The sequence below is a fragment of the Erythrobacter sp. W302b genome, from assembly GCF_046452395.1.
Classification (GTDB): Bacteria; Pseudomonadota; Alphaproteobacteria; order Sphingomonadales; family Sphingomonadaceae; genus Erythrobacter.
The window spans coordinates 62,438-85,488 of sequence record NZ_JBKFDH010000004.1; the positions used below are offsets into that span (position 1 = coordinate 62,438).

16 protein-coding genes are annotated in these 23,051 nt (G+C 59.3%); 7 read left to right on the plus strand and 9 right to left on the minus strand.

Annotated elements, in window-relative coordinates; genetic code table 11:
* Positions 1-10: 10 nt before the first annotated feature.
* Positions 11-841, plus strand: coding sequence for an SDR family oxidoreductase (locus tag ACLBKT_RS16310; protein WP_410184040.1), 831 nt, complete (start codon positions 11-13; stop codon positions 839-841).
* A 57-nt stretch (positions 842-898) separates the two neighbouring features.
* Here the strand turns inward: ACLBKT_RS16310 and ACLBKT_RS16315 are convergent, their stop codons facing one another.
* A complete protein-coding gene (locus ACLBKT_RS16315; RefSeq protein WP_410184041.1) occupies positions 899-1,243 on the minus strand; it encodes a DUF4269 domain-containing protein in 345 nt (114 codons plus the stop codon).
* On the opposite strand from ACLBKT_RS16315, the gene ACLBKT_RS16320 reads away from it, so the two are divergent.
* Entirely contained in the window at positions 1,234-1,407 is a 174-nt protein-coding gene (locus ACLBKT_RS16320; RefSeq protein WP_410184042.1) for a KUP/HAK/KT family potassium transporter, read from the plus strand. The genes ACLBKT_RS16315 and ACLBKT_RS16320 overlap by 10 nt on opposite strands.
* Positions 1,408-1,960: 553 nt before the next feature.
* Positions 1,961-2,536 carry a recombinase family protein gene (locus ACLBKT_RS16325; RefSeq protein ID WP_039330781.1) on the plus strand — a complete coding sequence of 192 codons (576 nt, stop codon included), beginning with the start codon at positions 1,961-1,963 and terminating at the stop codon, positions 2,534-2,536.
* 42 nt (positions 2,537-2,578) lie between these two features.
* Here the strand turns inward: ACLBKT_RS16325 and ACLBKT_RS16330 are convergent, their stop codons facing one another.
* The 8 genes from ACLBKT_RS16330 to ACLBKT_RS16365 form a co-directional block, all read right to left on the minus strand.
* Entirely contained in the window at positions 2,579-5,704 is a 3,126-nt protein-coding gene (locus ACLBKT_RS16330; RefSeq protein ID WP_410184043.1) for a type III restriction-modification system endonuclease, read from the minus strand.
* Positions 5,705-5,825: 121 nt separating this feature from the next.
* Positions 5,826-7,502, minus strand: a complete 1,677-nt coding sequence (locus ACLBKT_RS16335; RefSeq protein WP_410184044.1) for an RNA-binding domain-containing protein — start codon at positions 7,500-7,502, stop codon at positions 5,826-5,828.
* Positions 7,503-7,505: 3 nt separating this feature from the next.
* On the minus strand, positions 7,506-9,602 hold the full coding sequence (locus ACLBKT_RS16340; RefSeq protein ID WP_410184045.1) for a site-specific DNA-methyltransferase: 2,097 nt from the start codon (positions 9,600-9,602) through the stop codon (positions 7,506-7,508).
* 412 nt (positions 9,603-10,014) lie between these two features.
* Positions 10,015-10,674, minus strand: a complete 660-nt coding sequence (locus tag ACLBKT_RS16345; protein WP_410184046.1) for a DUF4391 domain-containing protein — start codon at positions 10,672-10,674, stop codon at positions 10,015-10,017.
* Positions 10,671-13,958 (minus strand): helicase-related protein, encoded by a 3,288-nt coding sequence (locus ACLBKT_RS16350; RefSeq protein ID WP_410184047.1) that lies wholly within the window; start codon positions 13,956-13,958, stop codon positions 10,671-10,673. The genes ACLBKT_RS16345 and ACLBKT_RS16350 overlap by 4 nt, the downstream gene beginning before the upstream one ends.
* A gap of 101 nt (positions 13,959-14,059) precedes the next feature.
* Complete coding sequence (locus tag ACLBKT_RS16355) at positions 14,060-14,611, minus strand: hypothetical protein (RefSeq protein ID WP_410184048.1); 552 nt, start codon at positions 14,609-14,611, stop codon at positions 14,060-14,062.
* 535 nt (positions 14,612-15,146) lie between these two features.
* On the minus strand, positions 15,147-16,619 hold the full coding sequence (locus ACLBKT_RS16360) for a DUF6035 family protein (RefSeq protein WP_410184049.1): 1,473 nt from the start codon (positions 16,617-16,619) through the stop codon (positions 15,147-15,149).
* A gap of 41 nt (positions 16,620-16,660) precedes the next feature.
* A complete protein-coding gene (locus ACLBKT_RS16365; protein WP_410184050.1) occupies positions 16,661-17,434 on the minus strand; it encodes a hypothetical protein in 774 nt (257 codons plus the stop codon).
* 73 nt (positions 17,435-17,507) lie between these two features.
* Here ACLBKT_RS16365 and ACLBKT_RS16370 point away from each other — a divergent pair, with 73 nt between their 5' ends.
* The 4 genes from ACLBKT_RS16370 to ACLBKT_RS16385 all read left to right on the plus strand — a co-directional run bounded on the left by ACLBKT_RS16370 (position 17,508) and on the right by ACLBKT_RS16385 (position 23,046).
* A complete protein-coding gene (locus ACLBKT_RS16370) occupies positions 17,508-18,653 on the plus strand; it encodes an exonuclease SbcCD subunit D (RefSeq protein WP_410184051.1) in 1,146 nt (381 codons plus the stop codon).
* Positions 18,650-21,724 (plus strand): AAA family ATPase, encoded by a 3,075-nt coding sequence (locus ACLBKT_RS16375; protein WP_410184052.1) that lies wholly within the window; start codon positions 18,650-18,652, stop codon positions 21,722-21,724. The genes ACLBKT_RS16370 and ACLBKT_RS16375 overlap by 4 nt, the downstream gene beginning before the upstream one ends.
* A gap of 92 nt (positions 21,725-21,816) precedes the next feature.
* Positions 21,817-22,311 (plus strand): hypothetical protein, encoded by a 495-nt coding sequence (locus tag ACLBKT_RS16380; RefSeq protein WP_410184053.1) that lies wholly within the window; start codon positions 21,817-21,819, stop codon positions 22,309-22,311.
* Positions 22,312-22,479: 168 nt separating this feature from the next.
* Positions 22,480-23,046: a hypothetical protein gene (locus ACLBKT_RS16385; protein ID WP_410184054.1), complete on the plus strand. Its 567-nt coding sequence runs from the start codon at positions 22,480-22,482 to the stop codon at positions 23,044-23,046.
* Positions 23,047-23,051 lie beyond the last annotated feature (5 nt).

Sequence of the window (23,051 nt, forward strand, 5' to 3'; positions counted from 1 at the left end):
GAGGAACATTGTGTCCCGCACATGGCTTATCACAGGTGCCTCATCAGGCATTGGTCGGATATTGACAGAGCGGCTTCTCCAGCGCGGAGACCGCGTGGCGGCGACGATCCGCCGCCCTAGGGCACTCGACCACCTCAGCGCCTTGTATGGGGAGCGTTTGTGGGTCGGGACGCTTGACGTCACGGACTCCAAGGCCGTGCGCGATGTAATCGATCGCGCTTTCGCCGCGCTAAACCGGATTGACGTTGTAGTTTCCAACGCCGGTTACGGTGTTCTTGGAGCCGCGGAAGAGGCAAGTGACGAGCAGGTCCATGACATAATCCATACCAACCTGGTCGGCTCGATCGCGCTCATCCGTGCAGCGCTACCGCATATGCGAGCTCAGGGCGGTGGGCGTATCCTTCAGCTTTCGTCGGAGGGTGGGCAAATCGCCTATCCCGGCTTTAGCCTCTACCACGCGACCAAGTGGGGCATCGAAGGCTTCGTCGAAGCGGTCGCACAGAAAGTCGACCCGTTCGGCATCAAGTTCACCTTGGTGCAGCCCGGGCCGACGGGGACGGGCTTCGCCGCAGGGCTGGTCCGGCCTGCGCCGATGCGAGTCTATGACAGCACACCTGCCGGGGAGGTACGACGCGGGATCACCTCGGGGGCGTTCGCGATCACCGGGGATGCTGCCAAGGTGGTGGATCGGATGATTGAAATGGTCGATCGGGACGAGGCGCCCTTGCGTTTGACGCTGGGCGCATCGGCGTTCGGCAGCATTCGAAGTGCACTCACGCGGCGGATCGAGGCGCTCGATGCACAGCGAGCGATCGCTCACTCGGTCGAAGCAGCAGCTTAGGCGACTGCATGCAGGGTGCGTGGGCGCAACGTCGGCCCTGTGGCGAGGTCGACCTAGCTAGAGCTCGGTGGAATGACGGTCGTCTGTGTCGGGCAAGAGGCGGGTGAGTGCATCGTTCGACCATGATTCGATGTCTAGAAGAGCTTGATATGGATCGCCTCTGAGGTTCAGGATCTCTGCAAACGCCGGCTCCGTCTTCATGCCACACCTTCGCCGGTTCTTGATTGCAGAGCGAAATCCATCCCCGCCGAGCTCCAGTAGTCGTTTCTCGATCAGAAAATGCCGCCAGCCAACTTGCTCGGGCACCGCGACCTGACCTGGCCGAACAGCTCGAATGCCCAGGGGCCGCCGTATCATCCGCGAGCGTATGGCCGAGGGTGATCTGACGCTGAATGCCTTCATCGCCTCGGTCGCCAAGTCGGTCCACCGAGTACGCAAGACCGCAGTCTACCTGTCCGCCCCGTCTAAGGGGGGTGCCGAGCGCGCTGCTCCACAACCTCAAGCACAATCAGGTGCTGCATGCGCGGGTGCTAAACGTGACGGTGAAGGTCGAGGCTGTGTGCTAGGTTGATCCCGCCACCCGCGCCGAGGTACGTGAAGAGGGTGAGGGCTTCTACCGCGTGATCGTCCGTCACGGCTTCATGTAAGACATCCACATTCCAGGCGATCTAGCTGCTCTGGGGACCTGCTGTGGGACCTTCGACCCGATGCCAATCGCGCGACGCATTCTTCCCCACGAGATTTTCTTTCCCGCGTGAGCGCGAGCTCACACTGCTGCGTGTTGTAGCCGAGACTCGGCGGCAGCGCGCGGATCCAGATCTGTAGGTTTCCAATCATTTTCAGTAATAAGCGAGGACCCATGGCGATGCGGAAATCAGCTTGGTGGCTTCTGGTAAAACCAAACATCCATTCTGGTAATCGTAAATGACCGGGTCTGGGGTGACAGTGGCCGCTGATCACCCCTAGCTTTCCACATCCTTCGCCCGATTTCGATCGCTCACCGGACACTTTTGAGGGGGCAGAGGTCAGACCCCCCTGCCCTCCGCAAATCCGACTTGCCCGCTCTCTCATTAAGGTGGTACGCTTTATTTTCTCACACAGGGGCCTCATCCGTTACAAATGACCAACACCCTCATCGGATATGCCCGCTGCTCGACCGACAAGCAGGACCTCACCGCCCAGCGTCGGGCGCTGATCGAACTCGGCGTCCCCGAGGACCGCATCTACACCGACCACGGCCTGACCGGCCGCAACCGCGACCGCCCCGGCCTCGCCCAGGCGCTGGCAGCAGTGCGTGCCGGCGAAACGCTGGTCGTGCCGAAGCTCGATCGCCTCGCCCGGTCGGTGCCGGACGCGCGGGCGATCGCAGATGAGTTGGAGAAACGCGGCGTCAGCCTCGCGCTCGGCAAGCAGGTCTACGACCCCAACGACCCGATGGGCCGGATGTTCTTCAACATCCTCGCGACCTTCGCCGAATTCGAGAGCGACCTCATCCGCCTGCGGACCCGCGAAGGCATGAAGATCGCCCGCGACAAGGGCAAGCTCCGCGGCAAGCCGCCGAAGCTGTCCGACCTGCAGCAGCGCGAGCTCCTCAAGATGCACGCGACCGGCGAATACTCGATCAGCGACCTCGGCAAGCTGTTCAAGGTCTCGCGGCCGACCGTGTATCGGACGATCCGACGGGGTGGACTTTGACCGCGCCTTATTCGGGCGAGCTGAGAGGCGCGGGGGCAGTGATCAAGTCGTCACGATCTCCATCAGCTTGTTGTAGCTATCAGCTACCCCGTACCTGACATTGGGCGTCGGGTTCGATTCCGCTAGCTTGGCGAAGAACTTCTTGGCGCAGTCGATTTTCGCCCGCTCGAGGTCTCGAAGCGCAAGTGACGACATCGACCCCTTGGTTTCGGCGACGAAATAGATGTGCTTCACGGCACCGGCGCGAAACACAATGGCCCAATCGGGATTGTAGTCGCCCACAGGGGTTGGGATCAGGAAGCCGCGAGGCAGCTTCGCATAGACTTCGACCTCCGCACTTGTATCCAGCTCCCCGACGAAGTCGCGCTCGACCCCGGAATCTGTGATGCAATAGTCGAAGACGTGGTTCTTTAGCCGCTCGGTCGCCCGGGAAAAATCCTGGCCGATCTCCGCCGCAGTGAAGATGTCGGCGTCATAGCGCTCATCGATCGGATCGTAGACGAGCTGCTCGATCAGGTGCCCAGCCTTCTGTTCCTTGATCAGCCGCGCCGCCTCAGAAATGAAGTGCTCGGGATTGGCGCGATATTGGTCGAAGATCGCAGGCTCGATGCCGGTGAGGATCTGGGCCACGGTCTGCCGCAGGAGGTCGGTCGCGTCTGAGACTTTCCCCAAAAGATCGTACTTCACCGCCGAGCGGGCCGACGCGGCCTGGACGGTTTCGTTGCGCGTGACGCTGAAACCAGTCCCACCCCGCAATTGCTCATCGGTGACCTTGTCCGACTGGATCCCCGTCTGCACGGTGTATTGCAGCTTGGTCACGCGCAATTCGCTGTTGAGGGCACTGATACATTTTTGGACCAGCTCCGCCGTGTCGAACTCCACGCGGTAGACAGCCTTTCGGTTGATCCGGCTCCAGAGTTCCTGGAAGGCACCCTTGTGAAAATTGTCGTTCAGCGGGTTGCGCTTGGGCTTCCGTCCGTCCTCGAACTTGGGAAGAGCGGCATCACTGTAGACGCTGTCGATCAGGCTGAAGACCTCAGCCTGGTACGGGACCAGATCGTCATGCAGCACGGCCAAAGTGCCCTCGGCCTTCGCAGTATAATAGGTGTCCGTGATCTGATCTGCGTCGTCGATATAGTCATGCTTGATCAGGTAACGGTGAATCTGCGTCGCCATCTGGTCGGTGACAGTCACGGGCCCTTCCGGCGTGTGCAGCTGTTTACCCACGAAGAAGGCTTGGCTGGCCTTGCGCGGCCGGGCGGAGAGGCTTTCGGCGATCTCCTTTTGCAGTCCCGCTACGAAATCAGTGTAGCTTTCGCTCGCGATAACCGAGAGAATATTGATGTCGTGGACGGTCGCGGGATGATCAAGCCGATCGCCAAACCGGTCTACGGCCAGTCGGAGACCGCGGCCGACTTCCTGCCGGCGGGAGGTCATGTTGAGACTTTGCTTCAGCATGCACATGACGAACACGTTCGGGTTATCCCAACCCTCCCGGAGCGCAGAATGCGAGAACAAAAAACGGACCGGCTCTTCGAATGAGAGCAGCCGTTCCTTGTTTTTGAGGATCAGATCATAAGCGTCGCTATCATCAGACTTCTCGGTCTTTTTTCCAGTTTCCTCATCCTTGATGACCCTGAATTCTGGATCCTTCAACCGCTTGGTCTTCTTGTCGATCGAGAAATAGCCATCGTGTGTCTTGGCTACAGGGATCGCCTCGAGGTGCTTCCGCCAAGCTGCTTCTTCGAGAGGTAGTTCCGCGAGCACAAGCGCAACAGCCTCGGCATATTCTTCCTCGAACATGCGGGCATACTCGCCGTTCTGATCGTCACGGCTGTAGTCGCGGTACTTGGCTACCTCGTCGATGAAGAACAGCGACAACACCTTGACCCCTTGGGCGAAGAGCTGACGCTCTTTTTCAAGATGGGCGCGGATCGTTTCGCGGATCTGAATCCGCCGGATGTCCCGCTCCGAGAGGTCGCCATAAGCCTCGCCTGCCTTAAGCGTGATCCCATTGGTAAACTCGACAGTGTCGGCGGTGGCATCGATCTGCGACACGACGAAGTCACGGTACTGGTCGAGCCCGCCTGACAGATCGTAGAGGTCATCGCGGAACCTGAGGCGTTTCAGCCGGCGCTTGATCGTCCCAGTGGTGTCCTTGACCTCCATCTCTAAGCGGGCAAATGGGCCGCCCTTGCCGCGGCCGACTGTCTCAATCCCCTCAAGATAGAGATAGGCCGTCGTGCCGGTCAGTCCCTTCAGCGCAATACCCCGGACCTGGATCTTCTTCACCAGCTTCTGGTTGTAGGCGTCCAGCGCATCGAGCCGGTGGATCTTGGTGTGTTCGGTCCGGTGCGTTGCCGAATAACGCATGATGAACAGGGGGCGGAACTTGGGAAGCGCTTCGACCGTGGCCTTGCCTTCCATCTTCTGCGGCTCATCGAGGATCAGGATCGGCCGGTTGGCGGCGATCACATCGATCGGCTTGCGTGACTGGAAGTCATCGAGGGCGTCATAGATGCGGCGGTTATCCTTGCCGCTGGCGTTGAAGGCCTGGATGTTCATGACCATCACGTTCAGTCCGGCATCGGAGGAGAAGCTCTCCAGCTCGTGCAGGCGCTTCGAGTTGTAGATGAAGAAGCGGGCCTTCTTCCCGTAGGTCTCGGTGAAGTGCTCCGCTGTGATCGAAAGCGACTTGGCGACACCCTCGCGGATGGCGATGCTCGGGACGATGATGATGAACTTCGACCAGCCATAGCGCCGGTTCAGCTCGAACATCGTCTTGATGTAGCAGTAGGTCTTGCCGGTCCCCGTTTCCATCTCGACATCGAGATGAAGCGGTGCGGCGGCGGCCATATTCTTGAGATAGGCAGCCGGAGCGGGCACCGCCCTGCCCTTCGCGTCCCGCGTGACAAAGCTGGTCAGGGATGGCGATTGTGGGAGATTTTGTCGGCGCTGGACCGCGTTGATGTTCGTCAGCAACTGCGCGTCGGTGAGCGCGATATCCGGGTTGCGGAACCCTTCATCGTCAAACGCCTCTGCCTGGTTCCGCTTGCCCGGGTCGATCCTGTAGGCCGGACCGACGCTGAAGGGCTGGCCCGCAAAGCAATCGACCACCGCGTCGACGGCCATGGTCTGGTAGGGCTGAACCTTGAATTTGAGCTTCATGGCCGACGCAGGCCCTTTCTGCATTCATAACTTTGGAGAGAGAATTTTCCACTGTGCAGAAAGAGGGAAACGACGGAATCCCTAGGACTTATCCGCCCGACCTTTCTGCAAAATGCCGTAATCATCGCGGCTTTCTTTCTGCAAGCATCCATTGCGGCGCCGCCCGCGGACCCATGTTCACGATCACCCCCTGCCGACGCAGCTTGGTGAGTAGGTTGGCAATCTTCTTGGTGCGCTGTTCGGGCGTGAGGGCGTCGCTCAGCTTGTCGAGCAACAGCTGATCGACCTCCCGGCGTGTGGCACGGCCCGCGCCCGCGAGATAGTCAGTCAGTAGCTTAGCATAGAACTCATCATCCTGCGCGCGGGTGCGGACATAGTCGGCCATAGTGGCCGTTGCCGCTGCCACCGTCGCTGAGACATGGAAGTTCGGTTTGCGCCCCTCGATGAGCTTCCGGCGGCGCAGGTGCTTGATGGCGTCGTCGGTAATGGGCAGCTTTTTCTGCACCCGGTCGAGATTGACGACATCGACCAGATCAAGCTCGGTCTGCTGCATCAGCAAGCGGCTGTAGGCGGGGTCGACAACGCGGCCATGAATTGTCAGGCTGACCGCGGTCGGATCCTTCACATCATAATCGGGCAACGGGAAGAACCGCCTCCGCTGCGCCTCATAGATGCGCTGAATGCCATACCCCATCTGGTCGATCATATTGAGCTCGGCCATTGCCTGAACCAGCCAGCTGTTACGATAGCGGCGCGGTGTCGAGCGGGCACCAGTGGCATAATCCGTGGGCTCGCCATCCACGAAACCGCCCTCGCTCTCGAAAGTCAGCCTATCGAGGTATTCGGTGACGACGATACGGCCGTTGCGGGTGTAGTCCTGGTGGGCGATGCAGTTGTGCAGGGCCTCAAGAACCACGCTTTGGTCATATTTCGACACCTCATGCGCCAGCAGCTGGTCCTGTGGCAGGATGCGGATCTGCACGTTCCGGATGCGGGCAAAGACCTCGGAGGATGTGAGCAAAAACGGCGGGTAGAAATGCTCATAGGCCTGCTCTTCCCCGCGCAGGCTCCATGTGATCTCGGCCGGGTGCGGACTTAGCTTCCCTGCCGCCTCCATCTTGCCAAGCAGCAGCAGTGCTGCGCGGGTTATCGCGCCATTCTGGGTAACTTTCGCTCTGTCGAGGAAGGTTGCGTCACTCCAGCCTGCCACTTCTTCTGACGAGACCCGACGTGCATGCTTCTCTGCAAATCGTTCTCGCGCAACAGAAATCGCCTTTGGGTCAAGGTCGGCCAGCGTTGCCCCCTCAACAACCTGTGCCGTCCAATCCGTTGCAATGGTCTGGCCGCGGATCTCATCGAGTTTGTCGAGCCCCAAGGGCATTAGGCTTTCGCCGGCTCGGGCATAATAGTGCCCGCTCCAACTGATGGGCATGCCACGAGGTGCGGCAGGGATCTCAAAAAGAATGACCCGGTGCCCATCCCCGTCGATCAGTACATGAATGTTTCGAAGTGTGACACTCGGCTCAGTACCGTCGCGCATCTGGTTCTTGAGACTGAGGAGACGCTCAATCTCGGGACGATAGGCTGTACCGACCACCTTTCGGGTCTTGTCATTGACACCGAAAACCAGCCATCCACGCTCTGCGTTGCGCAGATTGGCTTCATTTGACAGCGCCGAGAAATAGCGCCCGATCTTATCGGTGTCGTAGTCCTTCCCAGCCTCCTTGAACTCCACCACCTCATCCTCCCAATTGGCGATGAGCTGGGCGAGCAGAGAAGTGAGTACGGCCTGATCCATCGCTCAGATGGCCTTCAGTTCGGTGCCCGGCGAGAGCTGGCGGAAGAGCTGCTCGGCGTTGATGCGATCGGCATCGCGGGCAAAGCTGGTGTCGCGGAACACGGCGCGCAGTGGTGCGCGGGCGGCGATTTCCTTCACCAACTCATCGGTGACGCCGGTGTCGAAACAGGCGATCAGCGCATTGCCATCGACAGAGTAGACGGTCTTGCCGTGCAGGGTTTCGCGGTTGATCGGCAGGGTCAGCTCCACGCCCCAATCGATCAGCACCTGAAACAGCAAATCCTCGCCGGTGCGGTCCGGCTTCACGCTGTCGACTTGCCCGAAGAGCTCGTCTTGGCTCACCTCATCGGGACGGTAGTAGACGTCGCTCATGTTAGAGCTGTCGATCTTCAGCACGCGAAAACCGACGTCTCGGTTCCAGCCCTCACTGACATCCCCCTTCAAGGCTTCCATGCCCGCGAGGCGAATGCGCTCTTTAGTCACTTCGGAAAGCAGGTGCGGCCTACCCAACTTGTCGAGCAATTTGATGGCGTTTTGCACCGTCTTCTTGGCTGTGCCCGACGTTGCCGCAGCGGCCTTATCAAGGTCTTCAGGCAACTGCACCACCACGAACTTGTAATTGGTACCAGCGGTCGCATTCGCGGTAAAAACTGCTTCGGCTGCGCTCCCTGAGCCCGCGAAGAAATCCATGATTATTGCGTCCGGGTTGCGCGGCGTAGCGTAAGCAAAAATCTTAGCAAGTTCATCGTGATCTTTTGGGTTGCTAAAAACTTTGCCACCCATCAGACTCCGCAAATATTTAACCGCAACTTGGGACTGCTTATAAATCACTGACGCTCGGACCTGAGTGGCGAATTCAGACTCCCCTTCTTCACCGCCCTCACCTTCATCGCCTTCGTCGATGTCGTCACACTCCTCGGGGATCGGACGAATATGGGCTTTGCGGAAGGGCGGCTCGGTGTGGTCAGCGCGAAATTCTACCAGTCCAAGCTTGATCTGCCGCTGCATCTCATCGGGCGAAGCATAACGCCATCCAGCCTCGGGAACTGCACAAGGCAGCTTTGTGACAGGGTGGATCACATCGTACTTAGGGCCATCACCGCCCGGCCACGAGATGTCGCGGTCTCGCCAAGGTCCGTTCTTGTCGATGCGCTTATACCGCGACCACTTTTTCGATGGGTGAGACTTCGGTAAATCGGAGTACCACTCCGACAAGGCCTTTTCCATTTGACCGAAATTGTCAGCGTATATGCTGCGCAGGCGTACGAATTCATCCCAAATTTCTTTAGCGCCAGGCTTTTCCTCGCGCCAAATTTCGCCTCGCTCACGCAGCACCAGCTGATTGCGTGCATACACAAGCATGTACTCATGGCCGAGTGAAAAGAATTTCGCGTCGTTCTTTCGGCCCTTTTCCCAAGTCAGCTGGGCAATAAAGTTCTTCTCACCGAATATTTCTGCACAGAGCTGCTTCAGGGCAGCCTGTTCCACATCGTCGATACTGATGAAGATCAGACCGTCCTCTGCTAGCAGGTTTCTCGCAACCTTCAGGCGAGAGTAGATCATAGTGAGCCAGTCGGAATGGTACCGCCCCTTGGTTTCAGGATTAGCTACCAGCAGACCGCCGTCGGCGTCGCGCTGCTCAGTAAGATTCTCGTACTGGGCCTTCAAAGACGAAAACTTATCTCGATAAATGAAGTCTTTGCCGGTGTTATAGGGTGGATCGATGTAGATCAGCTTTACCTTACCAAGATAGCTTTCCTGAAGGAGCTTCAGCGCATCGAGGTTGTCGCCTTCGATGAAGAGGTTCTGGGTGGTGTCGAAGTCCACGCTCTCCTCGCGGCAGGGCCGCAGGGTCTTGGCGATGGGGGCATTGGCAGTGAGAAGCGCCTCGCGCTTGCCAGGCCAGTCGAGCCGATAACGCTCCTGCGGGCCTTCCACGATGTGATCCGAAAGCGTCTGGCGCAGCTGATCGAAGTCAACGGCGAGCCGGATGTTGCCCTGCTCGTCGGCGGCCTCTGTCACGCAATCAGGGAAAAGGGCGCGGATCTTGGCAACGTTGTCCTGAGACAGGTCCGGGCTGTGCATTTTCATCTTGTCCATGGCCGGAATTCCTAGCGGCCACGACAGCTTTTGTCGAACAGACAGCGGCACTTGATGGGCAAATGAGGAGCGGGCAGCTGTTGGGCTGCCCGCTCAATGGGTGGAGGTGGATACCACCGATGCGGCTACACCAGCCCCAACCGCCCACACAGTCTCGATGAAATGAGGGACGAACTTGACCAGATTTGCACAGCAACGATTAACTACACGGACTTTCGAAATAGAATTCTTCAGTTTTTTGCCCATAGCCTTCTCCTTAAAAAACTTGCTTCCGAGGAAGCGAAAGATTGAAAGAAGGGCAATCAGGACTAGTGCAGCCGCCGGATTCGAACCGACTCCAACCCCCGAAGTGGAAAATGTTAGATCTGTTTATACACAAGTTGCAAAAAAGCGGAACAATTATCCACGCCAGTCAGGCCCGGAGTGCCTCGAGCTTTGCTCTCGCTGCTCGAAGCGCCGCGTTGACCTCAACCTTCCGGTTGAACTGCTTTTCCCTCGCCAGAGCATTTTCAAGCCGCGTGATCTCACGCTCAATCTGTGCGGCCTCTTCCGCCCGGGCGACACGCGCTGCAATCGGCTCGTCGTCGCTTCGCTTTGGCGGTAGCAGGGGCTCCAGCAGCCGCGCATAGAGCGTGCCCATGTCCAGCGCGGTGGGCAGAGCCTGACGCGGTGCATCCCCCGCGTCCCAAGCGGTGAAGGCGTGCGTTGCGGTAACCCACTTGCCCGCCTCCGCCTGGCTTGGGCGCTTCCACGCCATTGCCATCCGAGTGCGCCCGGCATTGTTGAGCTCGAGGATCAACGGCCGCGGAATGGCCTTCTCGATCGCCACCAGAACTGCCGGTTCGACGTCCGGCGTATGCAGGTCGATCGCGATGACGGCTATCTCCTCGACGTCTGCCGACGGTCGTAGATTCAACCGATCCGCACGAAGCACGTGGGTCCACTCCATGCGCTCGACCTGATCGACGAATTTGGCCTGCATCGCGCGCGGAACCTGCGCGGCGCTGTATATCCGGCTCTTCGGGATCGCGCGGCCAAATGCCGTTCGCGGCGGCCACGCATAGAGGGTCACGCAGCAGCTCCGGCCTCTGCCTGCTCCACAACGACGAAGGCGATCAGTTCAAAGTCCTCAAGACCGCGGATGGTGTGGGAGAGCGCAGTGGTGGCACCGGCCGAGAACAGGCTGTCGAGATCCCGCTCCTCCTTGGCGTCAATCATGGCGCGGATTGCGGCGTTGAGCAGCTGGGACGGCCCGCTCATGTCCTGTCCGTCGGCCGTTCGGGCATTGAAGGGCCGGAATGCTGGCGGAACCGGGGCTGTCACGCCTTTGGCCGCAGTCCGCACGAGATCGAGCAAGCGCTTCACCTGGGTCTGATCGGCGACGACGCTCCCATCATTGCCCATGTAGATCAGATAGTAGGGATGCAGGCGGTTCTGTCGGTTTGCCGAAGCATCTCCGCCCACGGCCTTCAAAGCAAAGATAATGCCCGGCTCGAGCCCCTTGGTGGGTTCAGCCGGCACCACCGCATGAAGCCCCCTGGGTGTCGAAGCGAGGTCGCCGTGCTCTTTCACGTAGTTGAGCAGGTCCATGCGGAAATCGTTCAGCCCCAGATCCGTGATCGAAATGCCGGTGCGGACATCCTCGAGCTCGATGACCTCTTCCTGCAGCCGGCGCAGCTGTTCGCGGCGATAGGCCGTGTCGCTGGCCTTGGCGGTCAGCACATTGTCATCGCCGGTCGCGGTAACGTCGGCGATGATCATCCGGTTTTCGACGCGCTCCTTGAGCTTGATGTAATCGTCGAGGGTGATGTCCGGCCAATAGTTCGCCAGCTGGATCTGCGCATTGGGAGAGCCAATGCGGTCGATCCGCCCAAACCGCTGAATGATCCGGACGGGGTTCCAGTGAATGTCGTAATTCACCAGGAAGTCGCAGTCCTGGAGGTTCTGGCCTTCCGAGATGCAGTCAGTAGCGATCAGAATGTCGATCTCACCCGGCTCATCGGGCATGATTGCCGCCTTCTCCTTTGAGCGCGGCGAGAACAGAGTCAGTAGCGTCTGGAAGTCATGCCCCTTCCCGAGCGTGGACTTCGGGGCGTCCGACCCTGTCACTCGCCCAGTGTGAAGGCGGTGCTGCGACAACATCTCTGCCGCGATCTGGTCATAGAGGTAGTGCGCTGTGTCAGCGAAGGCGGTGAAGATGATCACCTTGCGGTTGCCTGGGTTGATCGGCCGGTCCAGCTTCTCGCCGATAAGACTCTTCAGATGCTGAAGCTTCTTGTCATGCTCAGGCGTGATGCGGGTCATCTCACCCAGAAGGGCATCGATCAGGGCGAGGTCTGCTTCAAGATCGTGTGCGAAGCCGGGCACGTCCATGTCCGCAAGATCGATCCGGACCTTGCCGCCGACACGGTAGGCCCCGAAACCCTCCAGCTCATCATCTTCGGCCTCGAGTGTTTCGATGTCGTCAGCATAGTCGACGATAGAACTGGCGCCGCGTCCAGAGCGGTAGTCCTCAACCACCTCCAGCGTCTTGCGAATGTTGTCAGCCAATGAGCCCAAGGTCAGCCGGAATGCGTGGATTGAGCTTTCAAGGCGCTTCAGCAGGTTGACCGTCATCAGGGCCTGCAGGCTCTTGTCGCGGTCGGCTTGCCGCAGTTTCCCACCACCGCTCGAGACGTCCGTGTCGTAGAGCGCCTCATACTTGGCGAGGCGGCTCGGCAGGATGTAGCTGGTTGGCGCGTAGACCGAGAGCTTGAGCAGCGTCAGCTGCGCAACGATCTCGTTGAGATCCATCGCGCCCGGAACATCGGTGAGCGGCGGCCTGAAGGACAATGGCTTCAGGCGCTGCGGGAAATGGCCGATGTCGGTCATGTCGTAGAAAGTGGTGATATGCTTGCGCGACCGGGCGATCGTCACGCTGTCGAGCAACTCGAAGAAGTCGAAGTCGAGCTCGGTCAGAATCGTCTCCGCGGTCCTCTGCTCGGGCGGGAGTTTGGACCAGCGGTTGAAGGCAGCCTGCGCCCGGCGGAAGATCTCCTCGACGCTGGCGGTGGTGTTCAGCTTCTCCGACAGCGTGTCGGAGTGGCCTTCGTAGGCCAGGGCCAGCTGGTTGCGCAGATCATTGAACCGGTTGTTCACGGGTGTCGCGGACAGCATCAGCACTTTCGTCTTCACGCCGGCCCGAATGACCTGGTTCATGAGCTTCTGGTAGCGGGTCTCCTTCTCCTTGAAGGCATCGTTGTTCCGGAAGTTGTGGGACTCGTCGATCACCACCAGATCGTAGTTGCCCCAGTTCACCCGGTTGAGCGGAATGCCGTTCGATGAGCCCGAGGTGCGAGACAAGTCCGTGTGGCACAGGACGTCATAATTGAACCGATCCCGGGCGAACGGATTGGTTTTCAGGTTGGTGTTATAGTTCAGCCAGTTATCGGTCAGCTTCTTCGGACACAGCACGAGGACCGAGCGGTTGCGCAGCTCGTAGTACTTGATCACCGCCAGGGCGGTGAACGTCTTCCCCAAACCGACGCTGTCCGCCAGGATGCAGCCGTTGAAGGTCTCGAGCTTGTTGATGATTCCGGTTGCCGCATCACGCTGGTAGTTGAACAGCTTCTGCCAGACCAGGCTCTCCTGATAGCCCGTCCGGTCATTGGGCAGCACATCCTCGTCGATATCCTCCAGAAATGCATGGAAGATATTGTAGAGCATGATGAAATAGACGCGTTCGGGGGAATTCTCCCGATAGACCGAGGCGATGTGGTCGCAGATCGCGTCGGTGACGTCTTCCACGCGCGACGGGTCGGACCAGATGGTGTCGAAGAGCTGGATGTAGCTCTGGGTGTGCATCGCCTCGTCGAAGCGATTCACGAAATTGGAAACAGCGTTGCCCTGAGCATAGCCCAAGTCGACTGCCGTGAAGCCAGACAGCGGCATGTAGGCGACGCTGGCCGGCGCACCGTCAACCGCAAGGAACTGCTGCATTGGGGCCGAGGACGCATTGGACTTGAAGCGCGCCTTCTTCCGGATCCATTCCGCGCACTCGCGCGCGATCGCCCGCTGGGTCAGCCGGTTGCGGAGCTGGATCTCGAACTCCGACCCGGAGAGACCGGCAACCCTTTTGGATTTGGGAATGAAGAACTCGCGGCGCTCACGCGTCTTTCCGTCTGTCGCACGCTCGGCAGTGAACGTCTGCTCGGTGAACAGAAATTGCAGCTCTTCGATCTGCTGAAGCTCCTTGCGCAGAGCCTCGAACGCGAAAATGGAGAAGCTCGACGCGGCAATGCGGAGCCGCTGACCGCGCTTGATGTCTTTCTTGAGCTCGTCCCCGAGCAACACGTTGATGTTATCAATGATTTGCACGGGGATCGGGATACCTCAGCTTAACAGGGACATAAACCACCAACTCAATAGTTAGGACAGGCTTGCAGTTCGCTAGAGGCCCCCATACCGAACGTGATGGTTTAGTTCTCCGCCGCACGTCTTTCAGCACACGCCATGGCACTGGCAGCATACCAATCGGCGTAACGCCAGCCCCAAAGTCGATGAGTTTCAAGTTCGGGCACCAAGTATTCAAGCTCCGTCATTCCTCGGGCATCCCATGGCCGCATGAACACTGGCAGCTTCTGCGGCAGCTCGGCCGGGTAGTGCGTCAGGATCCTCACATATTCGCCTGTCTCAATTATTTGAAAAGACAGGACAGTCCACTCATCCTCCTGCTTTTGGCGCAAAAATTTAAGTGCGATCCACCCTTGCACAAAAGGGCCTGCTTTTGCCGGTGCCGACCCCTGATCGAAAATGAGCTTCGGGATCTGCGACTGCCTGCCCGAGTAAGTCGAATTGTCCGTGCAGGGGTGCTTAGGCCATGGTGGCCCGAGCTCATCAAAAAACACCCGGCTCCCGAGATTGTTCTGGTAGAAGAATACGGTCGCACCGCAGACAGGGCAGTAGGCATTTGGAATGGTCGACTGATGGTTAATATAGACGGATTGCCGGGCTGGCTCGCGCGGAACCAATCGGCGGGCACCTCCAAACTTTAAGCACCAGCCACAAGTGCAATTGGGATGATGATTGTATCCCGGCAACTCCTCACTCCTCGTGGTGCTATCGTACCCAAAATGATCCGTTCTGTGAAATTCAACGCCAAGCTAAGACTGTCTTTGTGGCCAGCATGGCTTGAGCGAGGTCTCGGCCATCAGAAAGCCTGCAACTGGCAACGACTCGGCCATAGCTCTGCCCATCCGCTGAACATCGCATCGCTGGCGCCCGCACGATGATGTGACCACTGTCGCGCTGGCCCTTCGGCCCGCCGAGTAGCCGGACCAATTCATCCCTTGCCGCCACCGCAGAGGACGACGGGCATGGGTGCCCCCGCGAACAGGTCCCATCCATTTCGCGGGCTGCGATGCCGGCGATCCGGATCCTCGGCCCCTCCTTGCACCAGATCGGGCCATCTCCGTCCCAGACGGCAATGGGCGTGCAGACAAAGGTTGCAGCTGAGACGAGCGCAAGAAATCCCATTAGTCGTGTCCTGTGTTGGCAGTGGTCAGCTTATGCCGCCTCGCGTCCGTGCTGGTCGCGATTGTCGTTGTCGGGTCGTGCCTTTCGAGATGCTCCCATGGAAAGAAACGCGCACAAACGCTCCTCATCCTCTGCCATCCTGTATTTCGGGTCATGGAGTAGGTCGGCCCGCACAGCCTCAAGCTTTGCCTTCAGCTTCCCTGTTCGATCGTCGCGATACAGCGCCTCTTTTGTTCCAAACCTGCGTAGCATGTGGCCGAAAGCGAGAAGCAGCTCCGGGTGTTGGTGGATGATATGATGGCCTAGCTCAGTGAAGCTTTTGTAGCCGAAGCCAACCGGCTTTCCCGCCCTTGCGCTCTCGATGAGATGGACCATGCGCGCAGCGGTAAGCAAGTCCGGGTATTCACCGTCGAGACCGTATCCCATGGAACGAAGGCGGTCATTGAGGAGAGCCCATGCCTGGTATCGAGGCAGGTCATCGTCATAGCGCGGGGCATCGAGGACGAACCGAAGCACTTGCTCGCGCAGATCATTCTCCCGGTCTTCCAGGGCCTGCCTTGCAGCGGCCTTGGCAGCTGCGATCCTTTCCAAGTGGGCTGCTCTGAGTTCTTCGCGGAGCCTTGCTACCTCCTGGGCATAGTCGAAGACGATGATGGTCTGGCGGTCTACATCGACCGTGATCTCATCCCACCGGACCAAGCGCTCGACCCACTCATCAACGATCTCATCACCCTGAATGATCGGCTTGCGGTACCAGCATGTCATGATGAAGCTTCCTGCCGCTTCCGACGCGGCAGCACTTCGTTCATCGACGACGAAAACGTTGGAGTTGTTGCCGAACAGGATGTCATCATCGGTCATGCGACGATAGGTCGGATGGAAGTACGGCAAGACCCAGACGAGCGCCGCTCCTTCGGCACGATAGAACTCCTTCCGGCTCAGCACGACGTCCATGAAGGTTGTGCTCAGCTGCACCTCGAAGGCCAGTCTGTCGGTGTCCGTCCGTGCCGAAACGTCAGGTCGGCGCAGACCGCAGAGACCTTCGCTTGCTTTCCAGGTCCTTTCTGAAGCAACATCCTTGAACCGTGGATCGGCCGAGAGGCTCCGCAAAAGAAGTGCCTTGACCCGCTTGTGCGCCCCGCTCTCCTGGGCGCCGCGGTACTTCATGGCCCTGATATCGGCTTCGCTCAGCTGCATCCGCGTGACAGCGGGGCACGACCCATCTTCGTGGCGGTGCCGAAAGAAGAACCGCTTCGTCGTGCTGCAAGCCAGATAGACCGGGACACCGCACGTCGCGCACACCAGGCGTGCGTCGTCCCGTTTGACGAGCGCCTTGAGTCTCTGCCGTAGCAGAATTGCGCGCTCATACCGGAATGCCCGGATCAACCGGCGGACATTTAGCACATGGCCAGTTCTCGGGTTCCTGACAGCGTCAATCTCGGGCCTTGTCACCGCCGATGCCCATGCCAGCGGATCGACGGTCGTGTTTCCAACCATGGCCATTTCCTTTCCTTGTGGCAGCAGAATCCCGTCACCCGGGTGGGCTAACAGCGCTCCAATCGCGCGCCCTCCTGTTTGAGCCCCCAGCGTCGCTCGACATAGAATTCGAGCGACTTGCGTACCGCGAAGCTCAGAACTTCCTGCGTGAGCCCATATTCCAACCGGACAGCGGCCTGCTGCTCTTCTGTAAGGCTGCTCAGCGGCCGAAGCCGGACTTCAACGAACTCTTCCCAGTCAGCATCGCGCGGAAGGTCTTCGCCGACCGGTGCCACATCGAAGGTGCTGTCGGGATGGACCCGAACCGGAACATAATCGCGCCATTCGCGGTGGTGGAAACTCCACGCCCGAACGTGCAGGCGCTCGCCGTCGGAGGCAAAATGCGCCGGTGCGATCCATTGGTTCTGACGCAGCCCACTCGACATCGACACATAGCCGATCTCGATCTTCTGCCGCTGCTCGACCGCCTGCCATAGGCGACGCATCACAAATGGGGGGCACTGCCGGGCCGGTGATGGAAGAACAGAAAGGCCGCTCGATGTGGGATGGCCGACAAACTCATCCGGCGAGCCTGCATCCTCCACAAAAGGCAGGCCGCGATGGTGGGGGTTGGCAACATAACACTTTCGGACCGTGTCGTAGCGAGGCTTCGGCTCTGCAACCCGGTCGAGATATTCCCTCAGATCGATTGCCGCTTGCGGAGACGAGATCCCGAAACGCTCGATCAGGTCCTTGCGATTCACCTGTCCGCGCCATGTCAGGCACCGGTCGAGATAGACCAGGCGGGCAAGCATTGCTGGCTTGAGTGCAGGATCGTCCATGTCCGAACCCTACTTGACGAGCTGCGGCACGTCTATATAAATTTTATATGCACGTGGATTCGAGGACAGATTAATGCGCATCTTGCACACCAGCGACTGGCATCTGGGCCGCCAATTCCATGGCCTGTCCCTCGATGAAGACCATGACCACATTCTCGTCCAGATCCTCGCGGTGATCGATGATGAACGCCCCGACGTCGTGATCATCGCCGGCGACATTTTTGACCGGGCGAACCCGCCGCAGAGCGCGATAACCCGCCTCTCGCAGTTTCTCACAACCGTGCGTGCAGCGTCCGATGCGGCGATCGTCATGATCGCAGGCAATCACGATTCCGCCGCGCAGATCGGGGCGATGGGCGTTCTTGCAGATGGCGGCGTCGCGATCGTGCGCGGACCACTGGATGAAGATGAGCGACCGCTCGTGGTTTCCGATGCGCATGGGCCCGTGGCCATTTCCGCCCTGCCCTTTGCCTTCGAATACGCCGCCCGCATGTGCTTCGAAGACGACGCCATCGCCTGCCCGGCAGATGTCATCCGGGCCCAGCTTGCCAGCGCTCGCAAGCACGTGGCTGAGGGAATGCGTTGGGTTGTCGTTGCCCACGCCTTTGTCGACGGCGCCGCAACCAGCGAGAGCGAGCGTCCACTCACGCGCATGGTGGGCGGGATCGAGACGGTATCGGCGACCGCCTTCGACGGGGCGCACTATGTGGCTCTTGGGCACCTCCACCGTCCGCAACCGGTGGGAATGGATCACATCCGTTATTCCGGCGCCCCTTTGGCGTTCGGGTTCGATGAGGAAGGTCAGCAGAAGTCGGTCAGCCTGATCGACCTTGCGGCCGACGGCACTGTTACGGTGGCCGAAGTGCCGCTGCGGCCGCTGCGTCAGGTCAGAACCATCCGAGGCAAGCTGCTCGAGCTGCTTGCAGCCACGGAAGTGTCCAACGACATCGTCCGCGTCGTTCTCACGGACGACACCCCGCAGATCGACCCGATGAAAAGGATCAGGGCATTCTATCCCAATGCCGTTCAGCTCTCCTACGAGCGCAACGAGCGACCAGCAGAGCTGCGCCTCGAAGAGCAGCGCGCTGCCATTGATGACCCGCAGACGCTCTCCTCCGCATTCCTCGAGTTTATCCGTGGTGAGCCCCTGTCGGAGGCGGAAGGGCAGATTGTGGCCTCCACGCTGCAATCCTTCGCTACGATGGAGGAAGAAGCATGAGGCCCATCAAGCTCACCCTCAGCGCTTTCGGTCCCTATGGCGGCGCGGAGACGATTGATTTCCGCGAGGCGACGGATGCCGGCCTTTTCGGGATTTACGGTCCAACCGGATCAGGAAAGTCGTCGATCTTCAGCGCGATTTCTTTCGCCCTGTTTGGCGAGGGGGCAAAAGAGGAGCAAGGCATCGGTACGATGCGCTCTGACTTTGCGCCTGAGGATCTGCTGACCGAAGTGAGCCTGCAATTCGAACTGGGCTCCAAGCGGTATTATGTCAGGCGTCAACCTGACCAGGCACGGCCGAAGGCGCGAGGCGAGGGTCACACCATGCAGCCACACGCTGCCTGGCTGTTCGACGTATCGGGCGTCGCCATCGATGATGTCGGTCCGGATAACTCGGGCGTTCCGATCGCAGAAAAGAAGGTCGGTGCCGTCCTCAGCCACGTCGAAGGTCTTCTCGGCTATGGCGCACAACAGTTCCGCCAGATTGTCCTGTTGCCGCAAGGGAGGTTCGAGCGTTTCCTAGTGTCGAACAGCAAGGACCGGCTCGAGATTCTGCGGGAGCTGTTCGACGTCTCTCTGTACCGCCGGCTCACCGAAAAGCTCAAAGCCGATGCCGCGAACATCAGACGCGAGATCGAAGACGGCTACCGCTTACACGCAAGCCGCCTTCAAACCGAGGGCTACAGCAGCTCGGACGAGCTCGCCGACGGCATCGCCTCGGCACTTGAACGGTACGAATTTGCCCAGCTGGCAGTCTCGGAGACAGCGGCCGTGCTCGCTGTTGCCAACAAAGCCTATGCGGCCGCCGAAGAGCAAGAAAAGCGCTTTGTCGAGGTCGAGGCTGCGTCCGCTGCACTCAAGCAGCTCGAAGCACAGGGCCAGACTTTCGAGGCGATGCGAACCCGCAGATCCCAGGCCGAGCTGGCGCGGCGCATATCGGACCTCGACGCCAGCGTTGCCGATGCCCAGAGGCGCTACCGCGCAGCGATTGATGCGCACGCCAACGCTGAAGTCGAAGCACGAAAGGCAAGCGAGGCTCTTTCGGCGGCGAATGCGACACTGCGCGATCTTCGCTTCCGCGATCATGAGATCGAGGACATCGCGCGCAAGATCGAGCAGCTGAATCGCCACAAGCAAGTTCTGGTGGATGCCGCCGAGCGTCTGGCTGACCTTGAAGCAGCCGAGGCGGGGCTGGCACGAGCAAAACAGGCTCACTCTCAAGCCGCCGACGCAGAGGCAAAGGCTGTTGATCTCTGCGAAGTGAAGGAGACTGCGCTCGCGGCGGCCCAAGCGAATGGTCTTGAGCGACAGAAGCTGAACGGAACTCGCGACGGTTTGAAGAGTGAGCTCGATGCTGCGCAGGCCTTCGTAAAGGCGACGCAAGATGTGAAATTATCGCAAGAGGCCTGCGAGAAGGCATCGGCAATCGCCCGCGACGTGCAGGCACGTCATTCCGAAGCGATAGCTGTCGCCGAGACGCACGAGCGCGCCTTCCTTTCAGCCCAGGCCAGTTTCCTTGCTAAGAGATTGCAGGACGGGCACCCCTGCCCGGTTTGCGGCGCCAGCGATCACCCCGAACCGGCCCATGATTCAGGCGATGCGGGCGCACTCGAAAAGGCGTGGCGCGATGCTCAGGGCGCCGCCCTTGCCGCTTCCAAGGCTGACCGCGAGGCTCAGGCTGCCGCCAGCTCGGCCCGTGCCACGCTCGACGCGAAACGTGCCGTTCTGGATGGGCTCACGGAGCCAAAGCGCGAATTGAGCGACATCAATGACGATCTGCAACGCGTCCTTGGCCAGATCAGCGCTCTGGGCCCGGACGTCGATATCGGCCTTCTCACCGAGGAGCTGACTGACGTGCGCACGCGCAAGATGGCAGCGACGGAGGCCCTCCAACAGGCTCGAGACGCGCTCGGTAAGGCAACGACTGCAGAGGCACTGGCCCGGCAGGCGTACGACGAGAAGATTGCATCGGTCCCCGAGAACCTGCGCCAGCAAGACACTCTGCAGACCGCAATCGATGCCGCCACCGCAGACTTGAGCAGCCGGAAGCAGGCCCTTGCCGATGCCGACGCGAGGCAGCGCGAGCTTGATGCCATTGCCATCAAGGCAGCAGCCTCACTGCACAGCGCTTCGACCGCGGTCAGTGAAACCGGCATCGATCTCGCCGCAAAGCGATCAGCATTTGAAGCCCGCCTTACCGATCTTGGGATCGCGGAGGCAGACTATCGCGCGGCAATCCCCGACATTGCCGAGATCCCTGCACTGCAGCAAGCAATCGCGGGTTTTGACACCGCCCTTGTTGAAGCCCGCGCGCGGGAAACGATGGCAAGAAACGCGGTCGGCAACGCGCAGCGGCAAAGCCTCGAACCCTACCGTCTGAGCTGCGCGCAAGCACAGGCCGCCGCCGACGAGGCAGTGAAGCAGAGCGCTGCTGCTCAGCAGAAACACCAATCGCTTCTCGGGCTGCAGACCAGTCTGGCAGATCAGCTTGAAAACCTTCATGCCCTTGAGCAGTCCTCAGGGGCACTGCGGGGAATTGCGGAAGCCTTCGACGGTCAGAACGAGATGAGGACCAGTCTCGAGACATTCGCCATCGGTGCGATGTTCGATCAGGTTCTCGAAGCAGCGAACCTGCGCCTCGATCCCATGACCAGTGGCCGGTATCGCTTTGAGCGCGACACCGTTAGCGTTGGTGGCCGATCCAAGAGAGGACTGGACGTTCGCGTCCATGACATCGAGACCGGCCGCGCTCGCGAGATCATCACGCTTTCGGGCGGCGAGACCTTCATCGCAGCCTTGTCCCTGGCGCTCGGGCTGTCCGACATCGTGGAGATGACAAACGGTGCAATCAGGCTCGACACGATCTTCATCGATGAAGGCTTCGGTAGCCTAGACACGGAGAACGACGCAGGCACACTCGATCAGGTCCTGCAGGTGCTTCAGGATATCGTGGGCGAACGGCGTGCCGTGGGCCTGATTTCACACGTGCCTCTGGTGCAACAGGCTGTTCCCAATGGCTTTACCGTACACAAGGGAGCGAACGGCAGCAGAATTGATATTAGACCAGTGTAAAGGCGTTCAGTTCCCCACAACCAATGTGATGGCTTCCTTTAAAAACAGCGGCTTGCGGTTTAGAATGCCCGCGAAACAGGAGACAGCTTGCCATGATGGTAGACGCACCCGTCATCGCTAACCTTGAGGATTTGGAGCCCGGCACCCTGTTCTATTTGCCCTCGCTAGGCGAAGGAGCGCTATGCGTAGCCGCTCGGTGGAAGCATTCGAGTAATGGTACAATCCATGCGGTAATCCTGACGGAAACAGGTGGCCCTAGCACTCAGCCAGGAATCCCCAGCGCCGTTCAAATCGAAAGATTAAACGGGAACATCATCATACTGGGCAATTATTTAGCCAATGTAGATTTGAAGTCAGCTTGCGAAGTAGGATTGCCAAAGGTCATCGCAAACAGAGACGGGCTCTATCTTTGTGTCATTGACGAAACAAATAATCGTCGCGCTCTGATGGGGTTGCATGATGGTCTCTTTGTCAGTTCTGTTCCTGAACCAAAGCTTGGCTTTCGCGCTTGGCAGATTGTAAACGCAGATGACCCCGAGAATGTAGTCTGGTCATCAAATGTTCCAGATGTAGTTCACGGAGGATGACGGCATGACAGACAAAAAGGCGCGGTCGGACGGAGACCGGAAACCCAGCAGCGGCCCAGGTTCGAAGGAAAGCAGAACATATCTTAATGATGGTCGAAAAACCAACCCTGGAGGGGCAGCCCAAAAGATTACCTCAACGCAAAAGCCCCCGACTAGGCCGCGCCAAAAATGACATCACATGATGAGATTTTAGACCAGCGATATACGCTTGCCTTTCGCTCAGATTATTCTGCTCGCTATCACCGAAGGAGAGCATCTTTTCTCCAGGTGACGGATAAACTGCTAAGCGTGACCGTCTTGTTGGCGGGGACGGGAGCCTTTATCAGCCTAATGAGCTCCGGACCGCCAGCAATAGCGCAAATTGCCGCCGCAATCGTCGCGCTGGTTTCCATCATTCAGATCGTCTTTGGCATCGGACAGGCTGGTGCAAGCCACGCGGAATGGATGCGGCGATGGGACAGGTTGGCGAGCGACATTAGAAGAAACAGCACCCCCAATAAAGCGCAGTTGGCGAATTGGGATGAGACCAGAGCGGCGATCGAAGGGGAATGTGTTGCTGAACTGCGGGCTTTAGCTGTCGCATGCGAGAATGATGCTCGGACCTATTTAGGTCTCACCGAGGGGCTGCGAGAAATCAGCAGCCTGCAACGGTTGCTGATTCATTTCGGCACCTTCCAAACCGATTTTCCGCCAATGAAGCATCTGCCGCCGCCGTCACCGGTAGATGGTCTCTGACCGTT